General features: G+C 63.5%; 12 protein-coding genes, 1 tRNA gene and 1 pseudogene. All 14 read left to right on the top strand.

Annotated features, from left to right (window positions below; genetic code table 11):
- Positions 1-187 (top strand): annotated as a pseudogene (locus tag RCF13_RS05310) (elongation factor Tu); the annotation flags it as partial.
- Between the two features lie 102 nt (positions 188-289).
- Positions 290-365, top strand: a tRNA-Trp gene (locus tag RCF13_RS05305).
- Between the two features lie 49 nt (positions 366-414).
- Positions 415-828 carry a preprotein translocase subunit SecE gene (gene secE, locus RCF13_RS05300; RefSeq protein ID WP_004145202.1) on the top strand — a complete coding sequence of 138 codons (414 nt, stop codon included), beginning with the start codon at positions 415-417 and terminating at the stop codon, positions 826-828.
- Between the two features lie 10 nt (positions 829-838).
- Entirely contained in the window at positions 839-1,399 is a 561-nt protein-coding gene (gene nusG / locus RCF13_RS05295) for a transcription termination/antitermination protein NusG (RefSeq protein ID WP_004154362.1), read from the top strand.
- 299 nt (positions 1,400-1,698) lie between these two features.
- Positions 1,699-2,127 carry a 50S ribosomal protein L11 gene (rplK, locus tag RCF13_RS05290; protein ID WP_004145248.1) on the top strand — a complete coding sequence of 143 codons (429 nt, stop codon included), beginning with the start codon at positions 1,699-1,701 and terminating at the stop codon, positions 2,125-2,127.
- Positions 2,128-2,131: 4 nt separating this feature from the next.
- Entirely contained in the window at positions 2,132-2,830 is a 699-nt protein-coding gene (gene rplA, locus RCF13_RS05285; RefSeq protein ID WP_005415407.1) for a 50S ribosomal protein L1, read from the top strand.
- Positions 2,831-3,216: 386 nt separating this feature from the next.
- Positions 3,217-3,753 (top strand): 50S ribosomal protein L10, encoded by a 537-nt coding sequence (gene rplJ / locus RCF13_RS05280; protein ID WP_005408203.1) that lies wholly within the window; start codon positions 3,217-3,219, stop codon positions 3,751-3,753.
- 63 nt (positions 3,754-3,816) lie between these two features.
- Positions 3,817-4,185 (top strand): 50S ribosomal protein L7/L12, encoded by a 369-nt coding sequence (rplL, locus tag RCF13_RS05275; protein ID WP_005415408.1) that lies wholly within the window; start codon positions 3,817-3,819, stop codon positions 4,183-4,185.
- A gap of 328 nt (positions 4,186-4,513) precedes the next feature.
- Positions 4,514-8,668 carry a DNA-directed RNA polymerase subunit beta gene (gene rpoB, locus RCF13_RS05270; RefSeq protein ID WP_005415409.1) on the top strand — a complete coding sequence of 1,385 codons (4,155 nt, stop codon included), beginning with the start codon at positions 4,514-4,516 and terminating at the stop codon, positions 8,666-8,668.
- An 87-nt stretch (positions 8,669-8,755) separates the two neighbouring features.
- Positions 8,756-12,979, top strand: coding sequence for a DNA-directed RNA polymerase subunit beta' (gene rpoC / locus RCF13_RS05265; RefSeq protein ID WP_061480645.1), 4,224 nt, complete (start codon positions 8,756-8,758; stop codon positions 12,977-12,979).
- 284 nt (positions 12,980-13,263) lie between these two features.
- Positions 13,264-13,638 carry a 30S ribosomal protein S12 gene (gene rpsL, locus RCF13_RS05260; protein WP_004145320.1) on the top strand — a complete coding sequence of 125 codons (375 nt, stop codon included), beginning with the start codon at positions 13,264-13,266 and terminating at the stop codon, positions 13,636-13,638.
- A 12-nt stretch (positions 13,639-13,650) separates the two neighbouring features.
- On the top strand, positions 13,651-14,124 hold the full coding sequence (gene rpsG, locus RCF13_RS05255; protein WP_004145321.1) for a 30S ribosomal protein S7: 474 nt from the start codon (positions 13,651-13,653) through the stop codon (positions 14,122-14,124).
- 141 nt (positions 14,125-14,265) lie between these two features.
- The gene (fusA, locus tag RCF13_RS05250; protein ID WP_049414677.1) at positions 14,266-16,407 is read left to right on the top strand and encodes an elongation factor G; all 2,142 of its coding nucleotides are present in this window, start codon (positions 14,266-14,268) and stop codon (positions 16,405-16,407) included.
- 52 nt (positions 16,408-16,459) lie between these two features.
- Positions 16,460-16,717: GTP-binding protein (locus RCF13_RS05245; RefSeq protein ID WP_308140924.1), on the top strand; the 258-nt coding region annotated here is incomplete at its 3' end.

Below are 16,717 nucleotides of genomic sequence, written 5' to 3'. Positions count from 1 at the left end.
CCGCACCACCGACATCACCGGCGCCGCCAAGCTGCCGGAAGGCGTCGAAATGGTGATGCCGGGTGACAACGTCAAGATGGAAGTCACCCTGATCAACCCGGTGGCCATGGACGAAGGCCTGCGCTTCGCCATCCGCGAAGGTGGCCGTACCGTCGGCGCCGGCGTGGTCTCGAAGATCATCGAGTAAGCCTGCAGTACCGGTGGTTGCATAGCGCCGCCGGTTACGCGAATGGCGGGCCGGGAACCTCGGTCCGCCTTCGCCGTCTAAGGGAAGGCAAGTTTTCAACGTACGCCAGTAGCTCAATTGGCAGAGCAGCGGTCTCCAAAACCGCAGGTTGGGGGTTCGAGTCCCTCCTGGCGTGCCATCTGCCCACCTTATCCAGCGGCCTGGGCCGCTAAAGCAGACACAGCCGGATGAATAGCAAGATCGAACACTCCAAGGACAACTCCGCCAACGGTGGAGATATCGTCAAGTATGTCGCCGCATCGCTGCTGGTGCTGGCCGGTCTGTTCGTCTGGTTCTGGTTCTCCGCCGACTCCGGTCGCGCCGCCCAGCTGGGTGCGTGGGCGGGTCAGCTGCGTGCATTGGCGGTCGTGGTCGGTCTGGTTGGCGGTATCGGCGTGTTCATGCTGACCGGCAAGGGGCGCGACACCCGCGAATTCCTCTCCGAGTCGCGCTTCGAACTGCGCAAGGTGGTCTGGCCGACGCGCCAGGAAGCCGTCCGCATGACCTGGGTCGTGATCGTCGTGGTGCTCATCCTCAGTCTTCTGCTGGGTGGCTTCGACTTCCTGATCCAGAAACTGACTCAGTGGTTCCTGAGCCGCTAAGGAGAATTGCATGAAGCGTTGGTACGTCGTTCACGCCTATTCGGGCTTTGAGAAGTCGGTGGCGCAGGCTCTGCGCGATCGCATCGTCCGTGACGGCATGGAAGAGCGCTTCGGCGACGTCCTGGTCCCGACCGAGGAAGTGGTCGAGATGCGCGCCGGCCAGAAACGCCGTTCCGAGCGCAAGTTCTTCCCGGGTTACGTGCTGGTCCAGATCGAGACCCACGAGGAAGCCGGCATTCCGCGCATCGACAACGAAAGCTGGCATCTGGTCAAGGAAACCCCGCGGGTCATGGGCTTCATCGGCGGCACCGCCGATCGTCCGCTGCCGATCGCCGATTCCGAGGCCGAGGCCATCCTGAACCGCGTTCAGGAGGGTGTCGAGAAGCCGCGTCCGAAGGTGCTGTTCGAGCCGGGCCAGATGGTCCGCGTCACCGACGGTCCGTTCAACGATTTCAATGGCGTCGTCGAAGAAGTCAACTACGAGAAGAGCCGTCTGCGCGTCTCGGTGCTGATCTTCGGTCGTGCCACTCCGGTCGAGCTGGAGTTCGGCCAGGTCGAAAAGGCCGTCTGACCTGTCCTGTCGAGTCGAGCCATGCTCGACTCCGGGGTCTGGATGGTGCGGTAGTCGGGCATGGCTCGACTCTCCAAAGGGAACCGGGCCTGGCCCGGTTTCGTTCGTTTACCTGCCGCTTCAGGCATGTGAAGAAAAAACCTGTTATAGTGCGCGGCTCCCCGCTGGGGAAGCCAGCAGGACGAGGCCGCCGCAAGGTGGCCTTCAGCATGATTTCAAAACGCGATGCCGGGACGCGTGATTCCCGGTCCGATGGGGAGCCTGTTGTCGAAAGGCGCTAGCACCCGGAGAGCACTCACATGGCAAAGAAAGTTGTCGGTTACATCAAGCTGCAGGTGAAGGCCGGTCAGGCCAACCCCTCGCCGCCGGTCGGTCCTGCGCTGGGTCAGCGTGGCCTGAACATCATGGAATTCTGCAAGGCGTTCAACGCTGCCACGCAGAAGCTCGAGCCGGGTCTGCCGGTTCCGGTGATCATCACGGCCTACTCGGACCGTACGTTCACCTTCATCACCAAGAGCACCCCGGCTACCACCCTGCTGAAGAAGGCTGCTGGCATCTCGTCGGGCTCCAAGCGCCCGAACACCGAGAAGGTCGGCAAGGTCACCCGTAAGCAGCTGGAAGAGATCGCCAAGGCGAAGGAACCGGATCTGACTGCCGCCGACCTGGACGCCGCCGTGCGTACCATCGCTGGCTCTGCCCGTTCCATGGGCCTCGTGGTGGAGGGTTAATAAGATGGCACAGACCAAGCGTGAGAAGGCCATCAAGGCCGCCGTCGTTCCGGGCAAGGCATACGCCTTCGAGGACGCGATCAACATCCTGAAGACCGCCACCAAGGCCAAGTTCGTCGAGTCGATCGACGTCGCCGTGCGCCTGGGCGTCGATGCGAAGAAGTCCGACCAGCAGGTCCGTGGCTCCACCGTGCTGCCGGCCGGTACCGGCAAGTCGGTCCGCGTCGCCGTGTTCGCTCCGGCCGGTGCCAAAGCTGACGAAGCCCTGGCTGCTGGCGCCGACGCCGTCGGTATGGATGACCTGGCCGAGAAGATGCAGGCCGGCGATCTGAACTACGACGTCGTCATCGCGACCCCGGACGCCATGCGCGTCGTCGGTAAGCTGGGCACCGTGCTGGGCCCGCGCGGCCTGATGCCGAACCCGAAGGTCGGCACCGTTTCCCCGAACCCGGGTGAAGCCGTGAAGAACGCCAAGTCGGGTCAGGTCCGTTACCGCACCGACAAGGCCGGCATCATCCACTGCACCATCGGCAAGGCCGACTTCGCCGAAGACGCGCTGAAGTCGAACCTGACCGCGCTGCTGCTGGACCTGATCAAGGCCAAGCCGGCCACCTCGAAGGGCACCTACCTGCAGAAGGTTTCGGTCAGCTCGACGATGGGCCCGGGCGTCACCGTCGACCAGTCGTCGCTGACCCTGAAGTAATTGTTTCAAGCGGTCACGGTGCCCCGGGTGCCGTGACCGTGACATTTGAAGGCATCGCTGGCAGTGCATCGCCCGCGGTAGCCGTCAAAGACCGCAGGCGCGGTCGTGGCAATACCGGCGACGGGCATGGAAGCTCGATCTGGCAAGGAGTCGCCGCCGGAGCAGTCAGGAGCGCTTAATCGATTCCCCGGAATCACCCTGCGTAGATGGTGCCCTTCTGGAGTTTTTCTGGTTCACGCACGTCTGGGTTTCCCAGGTTGGCCCACTCCAGGTCTAGAACGGCCCACCCCCGGAACATCATCCCGATGTTCCCGGCGTCCAGGATGGATGCCGCACAGGACCGCACACGGCAGGAGCCGTAAGCGGAGTTCAATAGGAGGAGTGCAATGGCTCTCAATCTGTCCCAGAAGCAAGAAGTAGTCGCCGAGCTGGCAGACGTCGCCGCCAAGGCCCACTCCTTGATCGCAGCCGAATACGCTGGCACCACGGTCGCCCAGATGACCGCGATGCGCAAGCAGGCTCGTGAAACCGGTGTTTTCTTGAAGGTTGTCAAGAACACCCTGGCTTCGCGCGCCGTTGAAGGCACCGAGTTCGCAGTCGCCCAGGACCAGATGGTTGGTCCGCTGCTGTACGCGTTCTCGCTCGAGGAGCCCGGCGCTGCCGGTCGCCTGATCAAGGAAGCCGCCAAGGGCAACGACAAGCTGAAGGCTAAGGTCGTCGCCATCGGTGGTGAAGTGTTCCCGGCGAGCCACGTCGACGTGCTGGCATCGCTGCCGACCCGCGACCAGGCCCTGGCCATGCTGGCCCGCGTCCTGACCGAGCCGGTCACGATGTTTGCCCGCGCCATCAAGGCCGTTGGCGAGAAGCAGGGTGGTGGCGATGTCGCCGCTGACGCTGCCGAGCCGGCCGCCGAGACCGCCTGAGTTTCGACTTACCGTGGTTCCTGACGGAACCTCAATCCAGAAAATCATCCAAAGGTATTAATCATGTCCCTTACCAACGAACAGATCGTCGACGCCATCGCCGAGAAGTCCCTGATGGAAGTGATGGAGCTGGTCAAGGCCATCGAAGAGAAGTTCGGCGTCTCCGCCGCTGCTCCGGTTGCCGTGGCTGCTGCCGCTGGCCCGGCTGCTGCTGTTGAAGAGCAGACCGAATTCGTCGTCACCCTGAAGACTGCCGGCGAGAAGAAGGTCGAAGTCATCAAGGCCGTCCGCGCCATCACCGGCCTGGGCCTGAAGGAAGCGAAGGACCTGGCCGAAGCCGGCGGCGTCCTGAAGGACAACGCTTCGAAGGAAGAAGCCGAGAAGATGAAGAAGGACCTGGAAGCTGCTGGCGCGACTGTCGAAGTCAAGTAAGCAGTTACCTTGCATCGTCACCGATTCGCGGCGATGCAGCCAAGGCTGGGGGCGTAAGCCCCCGGCCTTTGGTCGTTGTAGCGGTGTTGTAGATCCGCGCCATGCGTGGATGTGAAAAAAGCAGGAAAAAGCCCAACACGGGCTGCAGTCAAACCCCGGCAGGCCAGCGCCGAGCGCGGCAGCGGGGGAGTGGTAGCAGACGAGTTGGCAGTTGGAAGTAGCGGGAGAAGGCGTGCTGGTGCCGGCAATACCAGCGACTTCCAACTGACAATTTCAAGTTCCCTTCGGATCGTGGGCGCACGATCCGCACAACAAGGTGGAAGACCTCATGACGTCCTATTCGTTCACCGAAAAAAAGCGTATCCGCAAGGATTTCGGCAAGCAGCGCTCGATTCTCGAAGTGCCGTTCCTGCTCGCCATCCAGGTGGATTCCTATCGTGAATTCCTGCAGGAAAACGTCGATCCGGCCAAGCGCACGGACCACGGCCTGCACGCTGCGCTGAAGTCGGTCTTCCCGATCGCCAGCTACAGCGGCAACGCTGCCCTGGAATACGTCGGCTACAAGCTGGGCGAACCGGTCTTCGACGAGCGTGAGTGCCGCCAGCGCGGCATGAGCTACGGCGCCCCGCTGCGCGTGACCGTGCGCCTGGTGATCTACGACCGTGAGTCGTCGACCAAGGCCATCAAGTACGTGAAGGAGCAGGAGGTCTATCTGGGCGAAATCCCGCTGATGACCGAGAACGGCACCTTCATCGTCAACGGCACCGAGCGCGTCATCGTCTCCCAGCTGCACCGCTCGCCGGGCGTGTTCTTCGACCACGACCGTGGCAAGACCCACAGCTCGGGCAAGCTGCTGTACAGCGCCCGCATCATTCCCTACCGCGGCTCCTGGCTGGACTTCGAGTTCGACCCGAAGGACGCGCTGTTCACCCGTATCGACCGCCGCCGCAAGCTGCCGGTGTCGATCCTGCTGCGCGCGCTCGGCTACAGCAACGAAGAGATGCTGGCCGAGTTCTTCGAGATCAACACCTTCCACATCAACCCGGATGAAGGCGTCCAGCTGGAGCTGGTGCCGGAGCGCCTGCGTGGCGAGACCCTGGGCTTCGACCTCGCCGACGGCGACAAGGTCATCGTGGAAGCCGGCAAGCGCATCACCGCGCGCCACATCAAGCAGCTGGAAGCCTCGGGCATCGCCGCCCTGGCCGTGCCGGACGACTACATCGTCGGCCGCATCCTGTCGCACGACGTGGTCGATGCCTCGACCGGCGAACTGCTGGCCCAGGCCAACGACGAGATCACGGACGAGCAGCTGCAGGCCTTCCGCAAGGCCGGTGTGGATGCCGTGGGCACCCTGTGGGTGAACGACCTGGATCGTGGCCCGTACCTGTCCAACACCCTGCGTATCGACCCGACCAAGACCCAGCTGGAAGCCCTGGTCGAGATCTACCGCATGATGCGTCCGGGCGAGCCGCCGACCAAGGATGCCGCGCAGAACCTGTTCCACAACCTGTTCTTCACCTTCGAGCGCTACGACCTGTCCGCGGTCGGCCGCATGAAGTTCAACCGTCGCGTGGGCCGCAAGGAAACCACCGGCGAAGCCGTGCTGTACGACAGCAAGTACTTCGGCGAGCGCAACGACGAAGAGTCCAAGCGCCTGGTCGCTGCCCACGGCGAAAGCTCCGACATCCTGGACGTGATCAAGGTCCTGACCGAGATCCGCAACGGTCGCGGCGTGGTCGACGACATCGATCACCTGGGCAACCGTCGCGTGCGTTCGGTCGGCGAAATGGCCGAGAACGTGTTCCGCGTCGGCCTGGTCCGCGTCGAGCGTGCGGTCAAGGAGCGCCTGTCGATGGCCGAATCGGAAGGCCTGACCCCGCAGGAACTGATCAACGCCAAGCCGGTCGCCGCTGCCATCAAGGAGTTCTTCGGCTCCTCGCAGCTGTCGCAGTTCATGGACCAGAACAACCCGCTGTCGGAAGTGACCCACAAGCGCCGCGTCTCGGCCCTGGGCCCGGGCGGCCTGACCCGTGAGCGCGCCGGCTTCGAAGTGCGCGACGTGCACCCGACCCATTACGGCCGCGTCTGCACCATCGAAACCCCGGAAGGCCCGAACATCGGCCTGATCAACTCGCTGGCCGTGTACGCCCGCACCAACAAGTACGGTTTCCTCGAGACCCCGTACCGCAAGGTCGTGGACGGCAAGGTCTATGACGAAGTCGAGTTCCTGTCGGCCATTGAAGAGAACGAGTACGTCATTGCGCAGGCCAACGCGCTGACCGACGCCAAGGGCACCCTGACCGAGCAGTTCGTTCCGTGCCGCTTCCAGGGCGAATCGCTGCTGAAGCCGCCGGCGGAAGTCCACTTCATGGACGTTTCGCCGATGCAGACCGTCTCGATCGCGGCCGCGCTGGTTCCGTTCCTGGAGCACGATGACGCGAACCGCGCACTGATGGGCGCCAACATGCAGCGTCAGGCCGTGCCGACCCTGCGTTCGCAGAAGCCGCTGGTCGGTACCGGCATCGAGCGCGCAGTGGCGCGTGACTCGGGTGTGACCGTGAACGCCCGTCGTGGTGGCGAGATCGTGCAGATCGACGCCGCCCGCATCGTGGTCAAGGTCAATGAGGAAGAGATCGTTGGCGCCACCGACGCCGGCGTGGACATCTACAACCTGGTCAAGTACACCCGGTCGAACCAGAACACCTGCATCAACCAGCGTCCGCTGGTCCAGGTGGGTGACGTCATCGCCCGCGGTGACGTGCTGGCCGACGGTCCGTCCACCGACATCGGCGAGCTGGCCCTGGGCCAGAACATGCTGATCGCGTTCATGCCGTGGAACGGCTACAACTTCGAAGACTCCATCCTGCTCTCCGAGCGCGTGGTGGAAGAGGATCGCTACACCACGATCCACATCGAAGAGCTGACCTGCGTCGCGCGTGACACCAAGCTGGGGCCGGAGGAAATCTCCGCCGACATCCCGAACGTCTCCGAGCAGGCGCTGAACCGCCTGGACGAGAGCGGCGTGGTGTACATCGGTGCCGAAGTGCGCGCCGGCGACATCCTGGTCGGCAAGGTCACCCCGAAGGGCGAAAGCCAGCTGACCCCGGAAGAGAAGCTGCTCCGCGCGATCTTCGGCGAGAAGGCTTCGGACGTTAAGGACAGCTCGCTGCGCGTTCCGCCGGGCATGGACGGCACCGTCATCGACGTGCAGGTCTTCACCCGCGACGGCATCGAGAAGGACAAGCGCGCGCGCCAGATCGAAGAGTCCGAAATCAAGCGCGTCAAGAAGGACTTCGATGACCAGTTCCGCATCCTGGAAGCTGCCATCTACATGCGTCTGCGTTCGCAGATCGTGGGCAAGGTGGTCAATGGTGGTGCTGGCCTGAAGAAGGGTGACGTGATCACCGACGCCTTCCTCGACGGCCTGAAGAAGTCTGACTGGTTCGCCCTGCGCATGAAGGACGAGGACGCCTCGGAAGCCATCGAGCGCGCCCAGAAGCAGATCCAGGCGCACGAGAAGGAATTCGAGCGTCGCTTCGCCGACAAGCGCGGCAAGATCACCGCGGGCGACGACCTCGCCCCGGGCGTGCTGAAGATGGTCAAGGTGTTCCTGGCGGTGAAGCGCCGCATCCAGCCGGGCGACAAGATGGCAGGCCGCCACGGCAACAAGGGTGTGGTGTCCAACGTGGTGCCGGTCGAGGACATGCCGTACATGGCCTCGGGCGAGACCGTGGACATCGTGCTGAACCCGCTGGGCGTGCCGTCGCGTATGAACATCGGCCAGATCCTGGAAGTGCACCTGGGCTGGGCCGCCAAGGGCCTGGGTCGCAAGATCCAGGCGATGCTGGAAGCCCAGGCGGCGGTGGCCGACCTGCGCAAGTTCCTGGACGACATCTACAACCACGACGACACCAACGTGGCCAACCGTGTCGACCTGTCGCAGTTCAGCGACGAGGAACTGCTGCGCCTGGCCCGCAACCTGACCGACGGCGTGCCGATGGCCACCCCGGTCTTCGACGGCGCCACCGAAGCGGAAATCAAGCGCATGCTGGAACTGGCCGACCTGCCGAGCAGTGGCCAGACCCAGCTGTACGACGGCCGCACCGGTGAAGCCTTCGACCGCCATACCACCGTCGGTTACATGCACTACCTGAAGCTGAACCACCTGGTCGACGACAAGATGCACGCCCGTTCGACCGGTCCGTACTCGCTCGTCACCCAGCAGCCGCTGGGCGGCAAGGCGCAGTTCGGCGGCCAGCGCTTCGGTGAAATGGAAGTCTGGGCGCTGGAAGCCTACGGCGCGGCCTACACCCTGCAGGAAATGCTGACGGTGAAGTCCGATGACGTGCAGGGCCGCAACCAGATGTACAAGAACATCGTCGACGGCGAGCACGAGATGGTCGCGGGCATGCCGGAATCCTTCAACGTGCTCGTGAAGGAAATCCGCTCGCTGGCCATCAACATGGAACTGGAAGACAACTGATCCATGCCGGCGCGGCGGTCCGCCGCCGCGCCGCTGGCAGTGAACTGAAAGCCCATCGACACAGCATTCCTCCTTCTGGAGAACACCATGAAAGACCTGCTCAACCTCTTCAACCAGCAGCGCCAGACGCTGGACTTCGACGCGATCAAGATCGCGCTGGCCTCGCCGGACCTGATCCGTTCGTGGTCCTTCGGCGAAGTGAAGAAGCCGGAAACCATCAACTACCGTACCTTCAAGCCGGAACGCGACGGCCTGTTCTGCGCCGCCATCTTCGGCCCGGTGAAGGACTACGAGTGCCTGTGCGGCAAGTACAAGCGCATGAAGCACCGCGGCGTGGTCTGCGAAAAGTGCGGCACCGAAGTGACCCTGGCCAAGGTGCGTCGTGAGCGCATGGGCCACATCGACCTGGCTTCGCCGGTCGCGCACATCTGGTTCCTCAAGTCGCTGCCGTCGCGCATTGGCCTGATGCTGGACATGACCCTGCGCGACATCGAGCGCGTGCTGTACTTCGAAGCGTACGTGGTGACCGAGCCGGGCCTGACCGCCCTGGAGCGCCGCCAGCTGCTGACCGAAGAACAGTACCTGCAGGCCCGCCAGGAGCACGGCGACGACTTCGACGCCGCCATGGGCGCCGAGGCCGTCTACGAACTGCTGCGCACGATCGACCTGCAGTCGGAGATGACCCGCCTGCGCGAGGAAATCGCCGCTACCGGTTCGGAAACCAAGCTCAAGCGCCTCACCAAGCGCATCAAGCTGATCGAAGCCTTCCTGGAATCGGGCAACCGTCCGGAATGGATGGTCATGACCGTGCTGCCGGTGCTGCCGCCGGACCTGCGTCCGCTGGTTCCGCTGGATGGCGGCCGCTTCGCGACCTCCGACCTGAACGACCTGTACCGCCGCGTCATCAACCGCAACAACCGCCTGCGCCGCCTGCTCGAACTGAGCGCGCCGGACATCATCGTGCGCAATGAAAAGCGCATGCTGCAGGAATCGGTCGATGCGCTGCTGGACAACGGCCGTCGCGGCCGTGCCATCACCGGCACCAACAAGCGCCCGCTGAAGTCGCTGGCCGACATGATCAAGGGCAAGCAGGGTCGCTTCCGCCAGAACCTGCTCGGCAAGCGCGTCGACTACTCTGGCCGTTCGGTCATCGTGGTCGGTCCGTACCTGCGCCTGCACCAGTGCGGCCTGCCGAAGAAGATGGCGCTCGAGCTGTTCAAGCCGTTCGTCTTCGCCAAGCTGCAGCGTCGTGGCCTGGCCACCACCATCAAGGCTGCCAAGAAGCTGGTCGAGCGCGAAGAAGCCGAAGTCTGGGACATCCTGGAAGAGGTCATCCGCGAGCATCCGGTGATGCTGAACCGTGCGCCGACCCTGCACCGCCTGGGCATCCAGGCGTTCGAGCCGGTACTGATCGAGGGCAAGGCCATCCAGCTGCACCCGCTGGTCTGCACCGCGTTCAACGCCGACTTCGACGGTGACCAGATGGCCGTCCACGTGCCGCTCTCGCTGGAAGCCCAGCTGGAAGCGCGTGCGCTGATGATGTCGACCAACAACATCCTGTCGCCGGCCAACGGCGAGCCGATCATCGTGCCGTCGCAGGACGTCGTGCTGGGTCTGTACTACATGACCCGCTCGCTGGAGAACAAGAAGGGCGAGGGCATGGCCTTCGCCAACATCGCCGAAGTCAAGCGCGCCTACGACAACCGCGTGGTGGAACTGCACGCCAAGGTCAAGGTCCGCATCACCGAGGTGGTGACCGACGAAGACGGCAACAAGCAGAACAAGACCTCGATCGTGGACACCACGATCGGTCGCGCCCTGCTGGCTGAAATCCTGCCGGAAGGCCTGCCGTTCGCGCTGGCCAATGTCGAGCTGACCAAGAAGAACATCAGCCGCCTGATCAACTCCAGCTACCGCCAGCTCGGCCTGAAGGACACGGTCGTGTTCGCCGACAAGCTGATGTACACCGGCTTCGCCTATGCGACCCGCGCCGGCGTCTCGATCGGCATCGACGACATGCTGATCCCGGACGAGAAGAAGGGCATCCTCACCGAGGCCGAAGCCGAAGTGCTGGAAATCCAGGAGCAGTACCAGTCGGGCCTGGTCACCGCCGGCGAGCGCTACAACAAGGTGGTCGACATCTGGTCGCGCACCAACGAGCGCATCGCCAAGGCGATGATGGACACCATCGGTACCGAGAAGGTCGTCAATGCCAAGGGCGAGACCATCGACCAGAAGTCGATGAACTCGCTGTACATCATGGCCGACTCCGGTGCGCGTGGTTCGCAGGCGCAGATCCGTCAGCTGGCCGGCATGCGTGGCCTGATGGCCCGCCCGGACGGCTCGATCATCGAGACGCCCATCAAGGCGAACTTCCGCGAAGGCCTGAACGTGCAGGAGTACTTCAACTCCACCCACGGTGCCCGTAAGGGTCTGGCCGATACCGCGCTGAAGACCGCGAACTCGGGTTACCTGACCCGTCGCCTGGTCGACGTGGCGCAGGACGTGGTGATCACCGAAGTGGATTGCGGTACCACCGAAGGCCTGATCATGACCCCGATCGTGGAAGGCGGCGACGTGGTCGAGCCGCTGAAGGATCGCGTGCTGGGCCGCGTGGTTGCCGAGGACGTGTTCCTGCCGGGCAACGACGAAGATCCGATCGTCACCCGCAACACCCTGCTGGACGAAGCCTGGGTTGCCAAGCTGGAAGATGCCGGCGTGCAGACCATCAAGGTCCGCTCAACCATCTCCTGTGAATCGGCTTTCGGTGTCTGCTCGCGCTGCTACGGCCGCGACCTGGCGCGTGGCCACCTGGTCAACATCGGTGAAGCGGTCGGCGTCATCGCCGCCCAGTCCATCGGTGAGCCGGGTACCCAGCTGACCATGCGTACGTTCCACATCGGTGGTGCGGCGTCGCGAGCTGCTGCGGTCGACAACATCACCGTCAAGACCACCGGCTCGGTCAAGTTCAGCAACCTCAAGTCCGTGGAGCACGCCAACGGCTCGCTGGTGGCGGTGTCGCGCTCGGGCGAAATCTCGGTGCTCGATGCGCACGGCCGTGAGCGTGAGCGTTACAAGCTGCCGTACGGTGCGACCATCACGTCCAAGGACGGTGATGCGATCAAGGCTGGCCAGACCGTGGCCAACTGGGATCCGCATAACCACCCGATCGTGTCGGAAGTGGCCGGCTTCATCCGCTTCATCGACTTCGTCGACGGCGTCACCGTCATCGAGAAGACCGACGAGCTGACCGGCCTGGCCTCGCGCGAAATCACCGATCCGAAGCGTCGTGGTACCCAGGCCAAGGACCTGCGCCCGATCGTGCGCATCGTCGACGCCAAGGGCAACGACCTGTCGATCCCGGGCACCGACCTGCCGGCGCAGTACCTGCTGCCGCCGCGTTCGATCGTCAACCTGCAGGACGGCGCCCCGGTGGGCGTGGGCGACGTCGTCGCCAAGATCCCGCAGGAAGCGTCGAAGACCCGCGACATCACCGGTGGTCTGCCGCGCGTGGCCGACCTGTTCGAAGCGCGCAAGCCGAAGGATCCGGCGGTGCTGGCCGAGCGTTCGGGCATCATCAGCTTCGGCAAGGACACCAAGGGCAAGCAGCGCCTGATCATCAAGGACACTGATGGTTCGGAGCACGAAGAGCTGATCCCGAAGTACCGCCAGGTCATCGTGTTTGAAGGCGAGCATGTCACCAAGGGTGAAACCATCGTGGACGGCGAGCCGAGCCCGCAGGACATCCTGCGCCTGCTGGGTGTCGAGCCGCTGGCTGCCTACCTGGTCAAGGAAATCCAGGACGTGTACCGCCTGCAGGGCGTGAAGATCAACGACAAGCACATCGAGGTGATCACCCGCCAGATGCTGCGCAAGGTCGAGATCACCGACCAGGGCAGCAGCAAGTTCCTGAACGGCGAACAGGTGGAGCGCCAGCGCGTTATCGAGGAGAATGCGCGCCTGTCGACCCGCAACGAACTGCCGGCGCGCTTCGATCCGGTCCTGCTGGGTATCACCAAGGCGTCGCTGGCGACCGAATCGTTCATCTCGGCGGCCTCCTTCCAGGAGACCACCCGAGTGCTGACCGAGGCTGCCGTCCGCGGTACCAAGGACAACCTGCGTGGCCTGAAGGAAAACGTCATCGTCGGCCGCCTGATTCCGGCCGGTACCGGCCTGTCCTACCACAGCAGCCGCCGTCGCGGCGCTTCCGGTCTCACCGACTCGGAAATGCAGACCCTGGCCGGCACCCCGGCTGCGGTCGAGTCCCCGGTGGTTGAAGCCGAAGCTGAACAGGCCTCGGGCGAAGAATGAGGTATCCGGTCCGGCCGCAAGGCCGGACCACCCCATCGGTCCATCGATGGGATTGGGAAAGGGCAGGGGAGATCGTCCGCGATCGACCCAGCCAACCTGAACGGGGTACATGGAGGCCCCCCAGTAACGTCCCGGGATCAGGGACGGGCTTGACAGGAGGCGTTTGACTGCTTTCCTTGCAGGTTGCTACAATCGTCTGTCTCAGCAGGCCAAAATTTCGGCCTGCTTTAACATTTCCGCATCTCTGGTCGGATTTTCCGGCCACCAATCAGAAGAACCTACTGATGGCGACGATCAACCAGCTGGTCCGCAAGCCGCGGCAAGCGACCACCTACAAGAGTGCCTCGCCGGCGCTCGACAAGTGCCCGCAGCGCCGTGGCGTCTGCACCCGTGTCTACACCACCACTCCGAAGAAGCCGAACTCGGCTCTGCGCAAGGTTGCCAAGGTCCGCCTGACCAACCAGGAAGAAGTGATTTCCTACATCGGTGGTGAAGGCCACAACCTGCAGGAGCACTCCGTGGTCCTGATCCGCGGCGGTCGCGTCAAGGACCTGCCGGGTGTGCGTTACCACACCGTTCGTGGCTCGCTCGACGCCGCCGGCGTTGCCAAGCGTCGCCAGGCCCGTTCCAAGTACGGCGCCAAGCGTCCGAAGGCATAAGGAGAGAGCACTATGTCGCGTAAGGGTAATACTCCGCAGCGTTCCGTCCTGCCCGATCCGAAGCACGGAAGCGAAACCATCGCCCGTTTCATCAACATGGTCATGCAGAGCGGCAAGAAGTCCGTCGCCGAAAAGATCGTGTACGGCGCCATGGACGTGATCACCGAGAAGAACAGCAGCGCCAACGCCATTGAACTGGTGCAGAAGGCTCTGGACAACGTCGCTCCGGCGGTCGAAGTCAAGTCGCGCCGCGTCGGTGGTGCCACCTACCAGGTGCCGGTCGAAGTGCGTTCGTCGCGCAAGATGGCCCTGGCCATGCGCTGGCTGATCGACTCCGCGCGCAAGCGTGGTGAGAACACCATGCCGAAGAAGCTGGCTGCTGAACTGATCGACGCCTCGGAAAACCGCGGCGGCGCCATCAAGAAGCGCGAAGAAACCCACCGCATGGCCGAAGCCAACAAGGCATTCGCCCACTACCGCTGGTGAGTTTGACGGCCTTGTAAAACAGGCAGGGCAGCACCACTTCGGTGCGTGCTGCCTCGCGGTCCCAGAAGGACTGCGCCAATCCGAAGGCCGCCGAAAGGCGGCGTTCGGCCATCCGAAATCCAAGAAATCTGAGAGGCTCCCGTGGCCCGTTCCACTCCCATCGAGCGTTACCGTAACTTCGGCATCATGGCTCACATCGATGCCGGCAAGACCACCACGTCCGAGCGCATCCTGTTCTACACCGGCAAGAGCCACAAGATCGGTGAAGTGCACGACGGCGCCGCCACCATGGACTGGATGGAGCAGGAGCAGGAGCGTGGCATCACGATCCAGTCCGCTGCCACCACCGCGTTCTGGAAGGGCATGGACAAGTCCCTGCCGGAGCACCGCTTCAACATCATCGACACCCCCGGGCACGTCGACTTCACCATCGAAGTGGAGCGTTCGCTGCGCGTGCTCGACGGTGCCGTCTTCGTCCTGTGCGCCGTCGGTGGCGTGCAGCCGCAGTCGGAAACCGTGTGGCGCCAGGCCAACAAGTACCACGTGCCGCGCATCGCGTTCGTCAACAAGATGGACCGTACCGGTGCCAACTTCCAGAAGGTCGTCGGCCAGCTGAAGGCCAAGCTGGGCGCCGTTGCCGTGCCGATGCAGCTGCCGATCGGCGCTGAAGACAACTTCAAGGGCGTCGTCGACCTGCTGAAGATGAAGGCCATCCACTGGGATGAAGCTTCGCAGGGCATGAAGTTCGAATACAGCGACATCCCGGCCGAACTGCAGGGCCCGGCTGAAGAGGCTCGCCAGTTCATGGTCGAGACCGCTGCCGAAGCCAGCGAAGAGCTGATGGAAAAGTACCTGGGCGGCGAAGAGCTGGCCGAGGCTGAAATCATCAACGCGCTGCGTACCCGCACCCTGGCCACCGAGATCGTGCCGATGTACTGCGGCTCGGCCTTCAAGAACAAGGGCGTGCAGGCCATGCTGGACGGCGTGATCCAGCTGCTGCCGTCGCCGGTCGACGTGCCGGACGTGAAGGGCGTGGACGTTGACGACGACACCGTCGAAATGACCCGCAAGTCGGACGACAAGGCTCCGTTCTCGTCGCTGGCCTTCAAGATCATCACCGACCCGTTCGTCGGCGCGCTGACCTTCTTCCGTGTCTACTCGGGCACCCTGAACGGTGGCGACACCGTGCTGAACTCGGTGAAGGGCAAGAAGGAGCGCATCGGCCGCATCCTGCAGATGCACTCGAACAACCGCGAGGAAATCAAGGAAGTTCTGGCTGGTGACATCGCCGCTGCCGTGGGCCTGAAGGACACCACCACCGGTGACACCCTGTGCGCCGTGGACGCCCCGATCATCCTGGAGCGCATGACGTTCCCGGAGCCGGTGATCTCGATGGCCGTCGAGCCGAAGACCAAGTCGGACCAGGAAAAGATGGGCCTGGCCCTGGGCCGCCTGGCGCAGGAAGATCCGTCGTTCCGCGTCAAGACCGACGAAGAATCCGGCCAGACCATCATCTCGGGCATGGGCGAGCTGCACCTGGACATCATCGTTGACCGCCTGAAGCGCGAGTTCAACGTTGAAGCCAACGTCGGCGCGCCGCAGGTGGCCTACCGCGAAACCATCACCCTGGCCGACGTCAAGTCGGACTACAAGCACGCCAAGCAGTCCGGTGGTAAGGGTCAGTACGGTCACGTCGTGATCGAGCTGTCGCCGATCACCGCTGCCGACCGTGCCGATCCGAAGATCGCTCCGATGATCAAGGACGACTTCCTGTTCATCAACGACATCACCGGCGGCGTGATCCCGAAGGAATTCATCCCGTCGGTCGAGAAGGGCCTGCGCGAAACCATCACCAGCGGCCCGCTGGCTGGCTTCCCGGTCGTGGACGTCAAGGTGAAGCTGGTGTTCGGTTCGTACCACGACGTCGACTCCTCGGAAATGGCGTTCAAGCTGGCTTCGTCGATGGCCTTCAAGCAGGGCTTCGCCAAGGCCAAGCCGGTGCTGCTGGAGCCGATCATGAAGGTCGAGATCGTGACCCCGGAGGATTACCAGGGTGACGTGATGGGCGACGTCAGCCGTCGTCGCGGCGTGCTGCAGGGTTCCGACACCACCGGTGACGGTTCGGCCAGCATCATCAACGCGATGATCCCGCTGGGTGAAATGTTCGGCTACGCCACTGCGCTGCGTTCGCAGACCCAGGGCCGCGCCACCTTCACCATGGAATTCGATCACTACGAGCCGGCTCCGACCAACATCGCCGAAGCCGTCATGAAGAAGGGCTGAGCCTCGCTCAGCCTCTCTTGAAACCACTTACGAACAATCAAGGTATAGAACAATGGCAAAGGGTAAGTTCGAACGCACCAAGCCGCACGTCAACGTCGGCACCATCGGTCACGTCGACCACGGCAAGACCACGCTGACCGCCGCACTGACCAAGATCGGTGCCGAGCGTTTCGGTGGCGAGTTCAAGGACTACTCCTCGATCGACGCCGCGCCGGAAGAAAAGGCGCGTGGCATCACGATCTCGACCGCGCACGTCGAATACGAATCCCCGATCCGTCACTACGCCCACGTTGACTGCCCGGGCCACGCT

The organism is Stenotrophomonas maltophilia group sp. RNC7, assembly GCF_030910085.1.
In the GTDB taxonomy this organism is placed as follows: Bacteria; Pseudomonadota; Gammaproteobacteria; order Xanthomonadales; family Xanthomonadaceae; genus Stenotrophomonas; species Stenotrophomonas sepilia.
Note: the sequence above shows the minus strand (reverse complement) of the source record. Positions and strands in the feature narration are given on the sequence as shown.

Bases quoted from the DNA above. Each gene is read 5' to 3' on its own strand.
- secE (WP_004145202.1), top strand. From the start codon at position 415: ATGAATAGCAAGATCGAACACTCCAAGGACAACTCCGCCAACGGTGGA.
- nusG (WP_004154362.1), top strand. From the start codon at position 839: ATGAAGCGTTGGTACGTCGTTCACGCCTATTCGGGCTTTGAGAAGTCG.
- rplK (WP_004145248.1), top strand. From the start codon at position 1,699: ATGGCAAAGAAAGTTGTCGGTTACATCAAGCTGCAGGTGAAGGCCGGT.
- rplA (WP_005415407.1), top strand. From the start codon at position 2,132: ATGGCACAGACCAAGCGTGAGAAGGCCATCAAGGCCGCCGTCGTTCCG.
- rplJ (WP_005408203.1), top strand. From the start codon at position 3,217: ATGGCTCTCAATCTGTCCCAGAAGCAAGAAGTAGTCGCCGAGCTGGCA.
- rplL (WP_005415408.1), top strand. From the start codon at position 3,817: ATGTCCCTTACCAACGAACAGATCGTCGACGCCATCGCCGAGAAGTCC.
- rpoB (WP_005415409.1), top strand. From the start codon at position 4,514: ATGACGTCCTATTCGTTCACCGAAAAAAAGCGTATCCGCAAGGATTTC.
- rpoC (WP_061480645.1), top strand. From the start codon at position 8,756: ATGAAAGACCTGCTCAACCTCTTCAACCAGCAGCGCCAGACGCTGGAC.
- rpsL (WP_004145320.1), top strand. From the start codon at position 13,264: ATGGCGACGATCAACCAGCTGGTCCGCAAGCCGCGGCAAGCGACCACC.
- rpsG (WP_004145321.1), top strand. From the start codon at position 13,651: ATGTCGCGTAAGGGTAATACTCCGCAGCGTTCCGTCCTGCCCGATCCG.